We start from the raw sequence: 11,842 nt of genomic DNA, 5'->3' as shown, positions 1-11,842 counted from the left end.
CGCGCACATCGTCGACGGTGTGTGACGAGCCCTCGGCCGCCCGTACCGGAAGTGCCGGGCGGCCACCCACCCCCGGGTGGTCCGCACCACAGCCCTCACTCGCCGCCGGCCGGTCAGCGCTCTCCGTGACGGAAGCAGGTCGGAATGAGCCCCACAGGTGGCGGAGCGAGGGTCTTGCGCGGCGCACCGTCGGCAACGGTGGGCGCTCCGCCAGGCCATGACGGGCCGGTCCACCGTGCGGGATCTCTGCTGCCCGGGACGGTGGACCGGCCGAGTCATTCGCCCCCGGGGCCGGGCCGGTGGGCGTTCGGTGCGGCGGCGCGCTGCTCGCGGTGATCCGTGGTCCGGCGGCCGGGCGGGGCGTCAGCCCGGCGGTGCCGGGGTTCGGCTACCAGTAGCCCTCGCAGGAGTAGGAGGTGGAGTAGAGGAGGTCGCCGACGCACACCCGCGCCTGGTAGGAGCCGCCGTCGTAGTACCAGTAGGTGGTGTCGCTGGCGGTGTGGATGTCGGAGATCCGTTGCCAGGGCGCGGTGGGGGAAGACCGTCGTTCCAGCCATCCCTTGCAGACGGTGCCCCTGGTGCTGGTGCCGAGCTTGAACGCGCCGCGCACGTGGGCTTCGTTGGTGCCGACCTCGTGTCCGGAGTCGAGCCAGCCTTCGCAGCCGACGAAACTCTGGTAGGTCCGCCACTGGTCGAAAACGATGACCCCCTGGGCGGAGGCGGAGGTCGTTCCGGCGGCGACGGCGCCGGCCATCACCGCCGACGCCGCGAGCAGCTTGAACGTGGTGCGCTTGGTCATCCCTGTCCTCTATCCACGAAGTGGTCCCGGCGAGGCGGCGACAGCGGCGGGCCTGGGCGGATCCCGCGCTCAGGCGGGCGACAGGCCCGGTCCGCCTCCTCCCCGGAACAGATGTACCGGTGTGCTGGCGCCACCGGATCTTCCGTGTGCATGGGCGATTCTTCCGTCGGCCGCAGCGGCCGTCATCGGCATCCAGCGCAGGAAGCCTTGGCGCTCGACGCACGGGGAAGCCGCGGTGGCGTCGTGCGCTTCGGCCTCACGGCAGGCCCCCACGGCAGGCCCCATGACCGGCCGTCAGGTCCCTCCGCCGGCGTGGGCGGCGAGTGCGGAACGCCGGTGCTCGCCCGGGGTCGTGCCGTAGGCGGCACGGAAGGCCCGGCTGAAGCCGTCGGGGCTGTCCATTCCCCACCGCATCCCGATGTCGCGGACGGTGACGTGCCGCAGGGACGGGTCGGCGAGGTCCGCGTGACAGCGCTCCAGCCGGCGGCGCCGGATCGAGGCGGACACCGTCTCGTCACGATCACGGAAGAGGTGGTGCAGCAGCCTGACCGAGATGTGGTGGTGGGCGGCGACGGCGGCCGGGCCGAGTCCGGGATCGGCCAGGTTGTCCTGGAGGAAGACGTCGATGCGGGCCAGCAACACCTGCTGGCGCGCTTCGGGAGGCAGCCGAGCCGCCGCGTCGGCCTGTTCGGCGAGGAAGCCCGCAGCGAGGTCCAGACTGGTCACGCCGAGCCGGGCGCCGTCCTGTTCGGTCAGACCGTGGGCCTCCCGGGCCACCGAGAGCAGGTACTGCGCCAGGATCCGGCCCATGCCGGCGGCCGCGGGCAGCGTGCGGGCGAGCAGGCCGCCGACCTTGGCCTCGGGCACGGGGACCAGCGCCCTCGGCAGGTGCAGCACGACCGCACGCGACGACCCGCCGTCCGGCCCGCCCGCCGCCAGGCCGCGGTAGGGGCGCGAGGACGACCAGATCGCGAAGTCGCCTGCGCCCAGGTGGGCTTCACTGCGGTCCTGCGACACCGCCATGGACCCGCTGAGGATCAGGGCCAGTTCGTACGTCTCCGGATCCCCTTGACGCACCAGCGTCGCCGTCCGGTCGGATCGCAGTTGCGGAAAGGACATCGTCGTCAGATGCGTGCACCCCAATGGCAGGGAGCCGATACTCCCCTCGAAACCGGCGGCCTCGGTGGTGATGTGCACGGGTGTCACTCCTCGGCCGACGGCCTCGCGCCAGCACTCGAACTGCTGATCCGGCGGTAGTCCCGCCGTGTCGAAATGTGTGTACACCATGAGCTCCCCCTGGCTGGGAAACCTTCGCGTACACCCAGCGTGTTCGGGGCGGCGGACGCCGTGCAATGCGCGCCCGGGAAGATGGCCGGGGCACCGCGCGAAATGGCCGACGGCGGGGTCGCCCCTACCGTGTGCCCCGGTGAGGCGCGGCCCGCGGCCCGCTCAGCCGAGGAAGGCGCGCAGCAGCGCGGCGGTCGCCTCCAGGTGCTCCTCGGTGGCCCGGCGGGCGGCCGCGGCGTCGCCGGCCAGGATGGCCCGGGTCATCGCCCGGTGCTGGTCGGAGGCGTGGTCGATGTTTCGGCCGAGCATGGGGATGGCGTTGAGCAGGTCGTTGAGCCGGATCCGGGCCTCGGCGATGCCGGCGGCGAGTGAGGGGGAGCCGGTGAGTTCGCCGATCGCCAGGTGGAAGCGGGAGTCGCACTGCCGGTACTCGTCGGGGCTGGCGCCGTCCGCGTCGGCGAGCCGCTGTCGCAGGTAGGTCTGCTGGCTCTCGGTCAGTTCGCGGCGGGCGGCGAGTTCGGCCGCGCCGACCTCCAGGACCAGGCGCAGGGTGAGCGCGTCCTCCAGCTCCGCGCCGAGGTCCCGGGCGGCGCGGCGCAGCTCGCCGACGTCGGGTGCGGGTAGTCGGTAGGTGACGAACGTGCCGCCGTAGCGGCCGCGGCGGGCCTCGACCCAGCCGGCCTGCTGGAGCGAGCGCAGGGCCTCGCGCAGGGTCTCGCGGCTGACGTTCAGTCGGACGGCGAGATCACGTTCGGCGGGGAGCCGGTCACCGTGGCCGACCACGCCGAGCTTGATCGCCTGGAGGATCCGCTCGACGGTCTCCTCGAAGGCGTTGCCGGTGCGGACGGGTCGGAAGACGCTGTCGAGCTGCCGGTCCACCTGTGCCTCCACGGGGTGATCGTACCCGGGGGCGGGTGGAAGCCGGTCGGGGGAGTGCTCTTGACGCCGGGGCGGCCGCGGGTGAACGATGCTGCACACGGCTCTAATGGTCTGCTTTCGGGCCATTGGAGCGCAAGGGTGGCGCACCACGACGACGTGGGCGCCCGTGCCGGTCCCCGCCTCATTCCCCAGGGGTGCGCATGACATCCGAAGAACAGGTCGGCTCCAGCCCGGCCGAGCAGCCTGCCAGAGCAGTGTTTCCCGCCGATTCCAAGACCGTTTCCGCCACGGCGCCCGCCTCCGCGGCCCCCGCACTCGCCACGTCCGCCGCCCCCACGCCCGCCTCCGCATCCGCCGCCCCCGCGCTGCTGTCCCCGGACGAACAGCGGCTGCGCGAGCTCGGCTACACCCAGGAGCTGGCCCGCTCGATGTCGGGCTTCTCCAACTTCGCGGTCTCCTTCTCCATCGTCTCGATCCTCTCCGGGTGCCTCACGCTCTACGGAATGGGCATGAACACCGGCGGCCCCGCCATGATCATCTGGGGCTGGCCGCTGGTCGGGCTGATGACCCTCTGCGTCGGCCTCGGGATGGCGGAGATCTGTTCCAGCTACCCGACCGCGGGCGGGCTCTACTACTGGGCCGCCCAACTGGCCCGCCGCAAGGGGCCCGCCGCCTCCTGGTTCACCGGCTGGTTCAACTTCATGGGCCAGGTGGCCGTCACGGCGGGTGTCGACTACGGGGCGGCCTTCTTCACCAACGCCTTCCTCGACCTCCAGTTCGGGTTCGCCGCCACGACCGGCCACACCGTGGAGATCTTCGCGGTGATCCTGCTGCTGCACGGGCTGCTCAACACCCGGGGCGTCAAGCTGGTGGCCCTGTTCAACACGGTGAGCGTCTGGTGGCACCTGGTGGGCGTGGCGGTGATCGTCGGCGCGCTGGCCCTGCTGCCCAGCCACCACGCCCCGGCATCCTTCGTCTTCACCGAGTTCGTCAACAACACCGGCTTCCGGAACGGCTTCTACGTCGGCATGCTCGGTCTGCTGCTCGCCCAGTACACCCTGACCGGCTACGACGCCTCCGCGCACATGACCGAGGAGACCCACGACGCCGCCCGCTCCGGTCCGCGCGGGATCGTCAACGCCATCGTGGTCTCCCTGGTGGCCGGCTGGATCCTCCTGCTCGGCATCACCTTCGCGATCCAGGACTACGCGGGGGCGCTCGGCAGCTCCACCGGCGTCCCGCCCGCGCAGATCTTCATCGACGCCATCGGCCCGACCGGAGCCAAGCTGCTCCTGCTGATCGTGATCGGCGCCCAGTTCTTCTGCGGGATGGCCTCGGTCACCGCCAACTCCCGGATGATCTACGCCTTCTCACGGGACGGCGCACTGCCCGGCTCCCGACTCTGGCACCGGATCGACCCCCGCACCCAGACCCCCACCAACGCCGTCTGGCTGGCCACCGGCGGCGCCCTGCTCCTCGGCCTGCCCGCTCTGTGGAACACCACCGCCTACACCGCCGTCACCTCGATCTCGGTGATCGGCCTCTACCTCTCCTACGTGATCCCGGTGTTCCTGCGGCTGCGGCAAGGCCGGGCGTTCCCCCGGGGCCCCTGGCACCTCGGCCGCTGGAGCGGCGTCATCGGCAGCGTCGCGGTCGGCTGGACGGCCGTGATCACCGTGCTGTTCATGCTGCCGACCGCCAGCCCGGTGACGGCCGCCGGCTTCAACTACACCCCCGTGGCGGTCGCCGTGGTGTTCGGGTTCGCCGGCCTCTGGTGGCTGGCCTCCGCCCGGCACTGGTTCACCGGCCCCCGGATCCAGGACACCCCCGTGACCGGCAGCCAGGAACTGCCGGTCGGGGGGAACTCCCCGGCCGACGAATTGGAGACCTCATGACCGCGTCCCGGCTCACCCTCGACCGGCTGGAAGCGCTGGTCGCCGACGGCAGTGTCGACACCGTCGTGCTAGCCATGACCGACATGCAGGGCCGTCTGCAGGGCAAGCGGATCGCCGCCGAGTACTTCCTCACCGACGTCGTCCCCAATTCGGCCGAGGGCTGTGGGTACCTGCTCGCCGTCGACATCGACATGAACACCGTGGACGGCTACCGGATCTCGTCCTGGGACAGCGGGTACGGGGACCTCGTCCTCACCCCCGACCTCACCACCCTGCGGGCGGTGCCCTGGCACCCCGCCACCGTCATGGTCCAGTGCGACGTGCACCACCACGACGGCAGGCCGGTCAGCGTCTCCCCGCGGCAGATCCTGCGGCGCCAGCTGGACCGGCTGGCCGAGCACGGCTGGCACGCCTACGTCGGCACCGAGCTGGAGTTCATCGTCTTCCGGGACAGCTATGAGCAGGCCTGGGACAAGGACTACCACGGGCTCACCCCGGTCAACCAGTACAACGTCGACTACTCCATCCTCGGAACCTCCCGGATCGAGCCGCTGTTGCGCCGGCTGCGCAACAGCATGGCGGGCGCCGGGCTCACGGTGGAGTCCGCCAAGGGGGAGTGCAACCCCGGCCAGCACGAGATCGCCTTCAAGTACGGCGAGGCGCTCACCACCTGCGACGACCACGCCGTCTACAAGACGGGCGCCAAGGAGATCGCCGCGCAGGAGGGGGTCAGCCTCACCTTCATGGCCAAGTACAACGAGCGCGAGGGCAACTCCTGCCACATCCACCTCAGCCTGCGCGACGACCAGGGCCGGCCGGTGATGCCGGGCGACGGCCCGCACGGGTTCTCCCGCACCATGGAGCACTTCCTGGCCGGCCAGCTCGCCTGCCTGGCCGACTTCTCGCTGCTGCTCGCCCCCACCGTGAACGCCTACAAACGGTACGTGCCGGGCAGCTTCGCCCCGACCGCCATCGCCTGGGGCCGCGACAACCGCACCTGCGCACTGCGGGTGGTCGGCCACGGCCCCTCGCTGAGGTTCGAGAACCGGGTCCCCGGCGGGGACGTCAACCCGTACCTCGCGGTCGCCGCGCTGATCGCGGCCGGCCTGCACGGGATCGAGCACCGGCTGCCACTGGAAGCGGAGTTCACCGGCAACGCCTACGCCTCCGAGGCGCCCCGGGTGCCGTCCGGGCTGCGCGACGCGATCGACGCGTTCGAGCGCAGCAAGCCCGCCGCCGAGGCCTTCGGCACCGACGTCGTCGAGCACTACACCCACGCCGGCCGGACCGAACTGGCCGCCTACGAAGCGGCGGTGACCGACTGGGAGCGGCGCCGCGGATTCGAGCGGCTGTGACCGCGCGCCCGCTGATCGGCATCACCAGCTACCTGGACGAGGCGGCCTGGGGCGTCTGGCGGCAGAGTGCCGCCGTCCTGCCGCAGACCTACCTCGACGCCGTCTCCCGGGCCGGGGCCACCGCCGTCCTGCTCCCGCCCCAGCCCGGCGGCGTCGAACGGCTGATCGGTGCGCTCGACGGCCTGCTGCTCGCGGGGGGCGCCGACATCGACCCCGCCCGCTACGGAGCCGACCCCCACCCCCGCACCGGCCGCCCCCGACCGCAGCGGGACAGCTGGGAACTGGCGCTCCTGGCGGCGGCGCTCGACCGCGACCTGCCGGTCCTCGGCGTCTGCCGCGGCCTGCAACTGCTCAACGTCGCACTCGGCGGCGACCTGGTCCAGCACCTGCCGGACGAGAGCCACCAGACCCTGCCGGCCGGCTACGTCCGCCAGGAGGTGGCGATCCGGCCCGACAGCGTGCTCGGCGGGATCCTCGGGCCCACGGCGAAGGTCTCCTGCTACCACCACCAGGCGGTCGGCCGCACCGGCTCCGGTCTGCGGGCCACCGCCCGGAGCGCCGACGGGACCGTCGAGGCGCTCGAACTGCCCGGCCGGTCCTTCACCGTGGCCGTCCAGTGGCACCCCGAGACCGACCCGGACGACCCTCGCCTGTTCGAGGCGTTCACCGCGGCCAGCCGCAAGGAGGCAGCCAGATGACCGAACCCGACGTCCACCAGGTGATCAACCCGGCCACCGAGGAGGTGATCACCACCGTCGAACTGGCCTCGCTCGCCGAGACCGACGCCGCGATCGCACGGGCCCAGGCCGCCTTCGAAACCTGGCGCAGGGTCGCCCCCGCCGACCGGGCCCGGCTGCTGCGCGCCTTCGCCGCCGCCGTCGACGCCGACCGGGAGCACCTGGCGGCCCTGGAGGTCGCCAACGCCGGGCACACCGTGGGCAACGCCCGCTGGGAGGCCGGCAACGCCCGGGACGTGATCGAGTACTACGCCGCCGCCCCCGAGCGGCTGTTCGGCCGGCAGATCCCGGTCGCCGGCGGCCTGGACATCACCTTCCAGGAACCGCTCGGCGTGGTCGGCGTCATCGTGCCGTGGAACTTCCCGATGCCGATCGCCGCCTGGGCCCTGGCCCCGGCACTCGCGGCCGGCAACACCGTCATCGTCAAACCGGCCGAGCTCACCCCGCTCAGCGCGCTGCGCCTGGGTGAACTCGCCCTGCGGGCGGGCCTGCCCGAGGGCGTCCTGCAGGTCCTGCCGGGGCGCGGCCCGGTGGTCGGACAGCGCTTCGTCACCCACCCCGCCGTCCGCAAGGTGGTCTTCACCGGGTCCACCGCCGTCGGCCGGGCCGTGATGGCGGGCTGCGCGGCCCAGGTCAAGCCGGTCACCCTCGAACTCGGCGGCAAGAGCGCCAACATCGTCTTCGCCGACGCGGACCTGGCCAGGGCCGCCGCCACCGCGCCGTACGCGGTCTTCGACAACGCGGGACAGGACTGCTGCGCCCGCTCGCGGATCCTGGTCGAGGAGTCCGTGTACGACGACTTCATGGCGCTGCTGGAGGTCGCCGTGCGCGGGGTGCGGGTCGGCGACCCGGCCGACGAGAAGACCGAGATGGGGCCGCTGATCTCGGCCGCGCACCTGGCCCGGGTGGCGTCGTACGTCCCCGACGAATCGCCGGTCGTGTTCCGCGGCAGTGCCCCCGCCGGCCCCGGCTTCTGGTACCCGCCGACCGTGTTGGCACCCGTGCGGCACGACGACCGGGCCTTCACCGAGGAGATCTTCGGGCCGGTGGTGGCCGTGGTCCCGTTCCGCGGCGAGGAGGAGGCGGTACGGATCGCCAACTCCACCGAGTACGGCCTGTCCGGTTCGATCTGGACCGGGGACGTCGGCCGGGCGCTGCGCGTCTCCCGCGCGGTGGAGGCGGGCAACCTGTCCGTCAACTCGCACTCCTCGGTGCGCTATTCGACCCCGTTCGGCGGGTTCAAGCAGTCCGGTCTGGGCCGTGAGCTCGGCCCGGACGCCCTCGATGCCTTCACTCAGACCAAGAACGTCTTCATCTCCACGGAGGAACGATGAGCACGACCGAGCGACTCGACGGCCGGGTGGCGGTCATCACCGGCGCGGGCAGCGGTATCGGCCTGGCCACCGCCAGGCGGTTCGCCGCCGAAGGCGCCAAGGTGGTCTGCGTCGACCTCGACGAGGAGTCCGGCAGCAAGGCGGCCAACGAGGTCGGCGGCCTGTTCGTCCGGGCCGACGTGACCGACAAGGACGCGGTCGAGGCCATGTACCAGCAGGCCGTCGACCACTACGGCCGGCTGGACATCGCCTTCAACAACGCCGGGATCTCGCCGCCGGACGACGACTCCATCCTGACCACCGGACTCGACGCCTGGCGGCGGGTCCAGGAGGTCAACCTCACCAGCGTCTACCTGTGCTGCAAGTACGCCATCCCGCACATGCGGCGCCAGGGCAAGGGCTCGATCATCAACACCGCCTCGTTCGTCGCGGTGATGGGCGCGGCCACCTCGCAGATCTCCTACAGCGCCTCCAAGGGCGGGGTGCTGGCGATGTCCCGCGAGCTGGGTGTGCAGTTCGCCCGGGAGGGCATCCGGGTCAACGCGCTCTGCCCCGGGCCGGTCAACACCCCGCTGCTGCAGGAACTGTTCGCCAAGGACCCGGAGCGGGCCGCCCGCCGGCTGGTGCACATCCCCCTCGGCCGGTTCGCCGAACCGCAGGAGATCGCGGCCGCCGTCGCCTTCCTGGCCAGCGACGACTCCTCGTTCATGACCGCCAACACCTTCCTGGTGGACGGCGGCATCTCGGGCGCGTACGTCACCCCGGAGTGGCAGTAGCCCCGGTCTCGCGGTGTCCGGCCCGGGACCGCGTGACCCGACGCCGCTGAGCCGCCCTTCACGAGGGAGCGCGACCAGCGCGCTCGTGGAGGGCGGCCGCCCTTCAGCCTTCGGCCGCTCGGACCGCGGAGGTGTGGCCGGCGGGCGGCTCCCGGCCCAGCGTGTGCCGCCGGGCCCAGTAAGCGGCGGAGATCCGGGCCAGCAGCCGGGCGGCCGGGTCGTCGACCGCGTGCCCGGTGGCGAGCGGGCCGGTGTAGCAGACGGCGATGCTGTAGGGCGGCGCGTCCTGCGGGTACACGATGCCGCCACTGTGCCGGACCCCGGGGAGCCAGCCGTTCTTGAAGGCCACCCGGGTGCCGGGCGGCAGGCCGGCGGCGAGGTCGACCCGGTGCGCGTTGGCGGCCAGCACGTCGAGCAGCTCCGGCTGGAGCCGTCGCAGCAGCCGGGCCAGGTCGGCGGCGGTCACCACGTTGACGATCCCCGCCGCCTGCGCGCCGAGGTCGTCGATGCCGCGCCGGGTGGCGCTGTGCCTGGCCCGTGCCAGGCGCCAGACCTCGGCGACCGCGTCCAGCCCGACGTGGGCGAGGCAGAGGTTGGTGGCGAGGTTCGACGAGTGGACGATCATGCGCTCGGACAGCCACCGCAGGGTGCGCTCCGTTCCCAGCGCCTGCCACGGCGCAGGATCGTCGTCCCGCTCCCGGACGACGGCGAACCGGGGCCCGTACGTCGCCGAGGCGAACGAGTTGTCCACCGGCACGGGGGTGTCGAGGTCCCGTCCGCTGCGGTGCAGGGCCGCGAGGACGGCCACCTTCATCGTGCTGGCCGCGAGGTGGGGCGTGTCGGGGTTCAGCGTCCGCGCCGGCGCCGCGCCGAGCGGGGCCACGTGCACCGACAGCACGCTCGCGCCGGGCGGCAGATTCACGGCAGAAGGCGCCTGGCCCACGCGTGGTGGCACCTCTTCGCGCACCGCCGCACCTCCACTCCTCCACTCGGGGATCCCGGCAGGGTCCAGTCAGGCAGCCGCCCGGCGCGGGCAGCAGGGCGCATCCACGGCGCATCGCAGCACCGGCCGGACGAGTCCGGCGATCTTCCGCATCCCTCCGTGCCCGCAGGGGCCGAGGCCGACAACCGTTCCCGGCGGACCGCCCGCGGGGCCCACCCGACGTGCCCCACCGGCGGCCGGCCGCCGAGACGTCAGATCAGGGCGGCCGCCAGGAGAGCGGCGGTCCTGGCGAGCAGTGGTTCGTCCGCCGGGGCGTCGGCGTCCCGCTTGGTGGAGAGGACGGCCAGGACGACGGGCGTCCGGTCCCCGCTCCAGGCGATGCCCACGTCGTTGGTGGTGCCGTACTCGCCGGTGCCGGTCTTGTCCGCGAGGGTCCAGCCCTCGGGGAGTCCGGCGCGCAGGCGGGCGGCACCGGTGGTGTTGCCGAGCAGCCAGGTGGTCAGCCGCTGCCGGTCCCGTGGCCCGAGCGCGGCGCCGAGGACCAGCTTCTGGTGGCTCCGGCCGATGGCGGCCGGGCTGGTGGTGTCCGTCGCCCGCCCCGGTTCGGCGGAGTTGAGCTCGGGCTCCCAGCGGTCGAGCCGCGTCAGGTGGTCGCCGATGGACCGACAGAAGCGGGTGATCGCCGAGGGGCCGCCGAGCTCGCGGAGCAGGAGGTTGTCCGCGGCGTTGTCGCTGTGGCCGATGGCGGCGGCGCACAGCTCGGCGACGGTCATGCCGTTCGCGAGGTGCTCGGGCGTGCCCGTGATCGGGGCGTAGCCCGCGTCCGTGACGTCCTTCGCGGTGTACCGGATCCGCCGGGCGAGGAACTCGCCGTCCCGGTCGAGGTCCCGCAGGACGGCGGCGGCGGTGAGCGTCTTGTGCACCGAGCAGATCGGGAAGCGCTCGTCGGCGCGGTACGCCACGCTCCGGCCGGTCACCGTGTTCCGCGCGAACACCCCCAGCCGGGCGCCGTGTTCGCGCTCCAGGTCGGCCAAGGCCCGGGAGATCGGGGCTCCCCCCGGTGACGCGCCGCCGGCCGCGTGGGCCGGGCCGCCCGTGGACACGGCCGAGGCCAGTACGGCCCCGGCGCCGAGGGCCAGCACCGCGCGGCGGTTCGGGCGCCCTGCGAAGGTCCTCACGATCGCCTTCTCCTCTGTTCGACGTGTCGACGTGATTCAAACGTGTGCGGACAGTATGGGCCCGGATGTGAGGCGAAGTCAGGTTTCGGCGAGGCGGGGCCGTCCGACCCGCTGATCGAGGAGGTGTCGAGGGTCGTGGCGGGAGAGGTCGCTGCCGGTGTCGCCGTCTCGTTCGTGGAGCCCGGTCCCGGTGGGCTCGTCCAGATGTGGCCCCGCCGTGGGGCCGCCGCTCGGCTCCGCGCCGCTTACTCTTCTGGACATCATATGCAGGTAGCCGATATATGTAGCTGCATGACACAACGCTCCGCGCGACAGCCGACCCTGCCCCGGCCTGCCGCCCTCGAAGAGCGCCGGAACGGCGCCCGGGAAACCGCAGAACCCTCCGCCCTCGTGAACGGCCCCTCGGGCCTGCCGGGCCGGGTGGCCCGGTGGTTCGAGCAGGCCCGTGGGCGGCGCTGGTTCTGGCCGGCCGCGCTGGCGGCCGGGTACGCCGTGGAGGTGCTCTTCCGGCTCGTCCTCGTCCGGCACCTGAGCTACCCCTCGGTGCACCCGGACGAGGACTCCTACCTGGTGCTGGCCCGCGTGCTGGCCGGCCGGCCGACCACCGAGATGCCGGTCGGCGTGGTGATCCCGGGCGGCTACCCGCTGCTGATCTCGCC

General features: G+C 72.7%; 11 protein-coding genes. 6 read left to right on the top strand and 5 right to left on the bottom strand.

Annotated features, from left to right (window positions below; translation table 11 throughout):
* Positions 1-388: 388 nt before the first annotated feature.
* From AB0J08_RS39460 to AB0J08_RS39450, 3 genes are all read right to left on the bottom strand, one after another.
* Positions 389-799: a hypothetical protein gene (locus tag AB0J08_RS39460; protein WP_360644300.1), complete on the bottom strand. Its 411-nt coding sequence runs from the start codon at positions 797-799 to the stop codon at positions 389-391.
* Positions 800-1,093: 294 nt separating this feature from the next.
* Positions 1,094-2,086 carry a helix-turn-helix domain-containing protein gene (locus AB0J08_RS39455; RefSeq protein WP_360644297.1) on the bottom strand — a complete coding sequence of 331 codons (993 nt, stop codon included), beginning with the start codon at positions 2,084-2,086 and terminating at the stop codon, positions 1,094-1,096.
* A 162-nt stretch (positions 2,087-2,248) separates the two neighbouring features.
* Positions 2,249-2,977 carry a GntR family transcriptional regulator gene (locus AB0J08_RS39450; RefSeq protein ID WP_360644295.1) on the bottom strand — a complete coding sequence of 243 codons (729 nt, stop codon included), beginning with the start codon at positions 2,975-2,977 and terminating at the stop codon, positions 2,249-2,251.
* 188 nt (positions 2,978-3,165) lie between these two features.
* Here AB0J08_RS39450 and AB0J08_RS39445 point away from each other — a divergent pair, with 188 nt between their 5' ends.
* Genes AB0J08_RS39445 through AB0J08_RS39425 form a run of 5 tightly spaced genes read left to right on the top strand, consistent with a single transcriptional unit; the run spans position 3,166 to position 9,062 of the window.
* Complete coding sequence (locus tag AB0J08_RS39445; RefSeq protein WP_360644292.1) at positions 3,166-4,860, top strand: amino acid permease; 1,695 nt, start codon at positions 3,166-3,168, stop codon at positions 4,858-4,860.
* Entirely contained in the window at positions 4,857-6,215 is a 1,359-nt protein-coding gene (locus AB0J08_RS39440) for a glutamine synthetase family protein (protein WP_360644290.1), read from the top strand. Before AB0J08_RS39445 ends, AB0J08_RS39440 begins: the two co-directional genes overlap by 4 nt.
* Positions 6,212-6,913 (top strand): gamma-glutamyl-gamma-aminobutyrate hydrolase family protein, encoded by a 702-nt coding sequence (locus AB0J08_RS39435; protein WP_360644287.1) that lies wholly within the window; start codon positions 6,212-6,214, stop codon positions 6,911-6,913. The genes AB0J08_RS39440 and AB0J08_RS39435 overlap by 4 nt, the downstream gene beginning before the upstream one ends.
* Positions 6,910-8,286 carry an aldehyde dehydrogenase family protein gene (locus AB0J08_RS39430; protein WP_360644284.1) on the top strand — a complete coding sequence of 459 codons (1,377 nt, stop codon included), beginning with the start codon at positions 6,910-6,912 and terminating at the stop codon, positions 8,284-8,286. Before AB0J08_RS39435 ends, AB0J08_RS39430 begins: the two co-directional genes overlap by 4 nt.
* Entirely contained in the window at positions 8,283-9,062 is a 780-nt protein-coding gene (locus AB0J08_RS39425) for a 3-oxoacyl-ACP reductase (protein ID WP_360644281.1), read from the top strand. The genes AB0J08_RS39430 and AB0J08_RS39425 overlap by 4 nt, the downstream gene beginning before the upstream one ends.
* A 103-nt stretch (positions 9,063-9,165) precedes the next feature.
* Here the strand turns inward: AB0J08_RS39425 and AB0J08_RS39420 are convergent, their stop codons facing one another.
* Together AB0J08_RS39420 and bla are read right to left on the bottom strand one after the other, a co-directional pair.
* Positions 9,166-9,984: a serine hydrolase gene (locus tag AB0J08_RS39420; protein ID WP_360644278.1), complete on the bottom strand. Its 819-nt coding sequence runs from the start codon at positions 9,982-9,984 to the stop codon at positions 9,166-9,168.
* Positions 9,985-10,256: 272 nt separating this feature from the next.
* Entirely contained in the window at positions 10,257-11,186 is a 930-nt protein-coding gene (bla, locus tag AB0J08_RS39415; RefSeq protein ID WP_360644303.1) for a class A beta-lactamase, read from the bottom strand.
* A 387-nt stretch (positions 11,187-11,573) separates the two neighbouring features.
* Between bla and AB0J08_RS39410 the strand changes: the two genes are divergently transcribed.
* The coding region (locus tag AB0J08_RS39410; protein WP_360644276.1) for a hypothetical protein at positions 11,574-11,842 on the top strand (269 nt) is incomplete at its 3' end.

The organism is Kitasatospora sp. NPDC050463 (genome assembly GCF_040655255.1).
Taxonomy (GTDB): domain Bacteria; phylum Actinomycetota; class Actinomycetes; order Streptomycetales; family Streptomycetaceae; genus Kitasatospora.
Note: the sequence above shows the minus strand (reverse complement) of the source record. Positions and strands in the feature narration are given on the sequence as shown.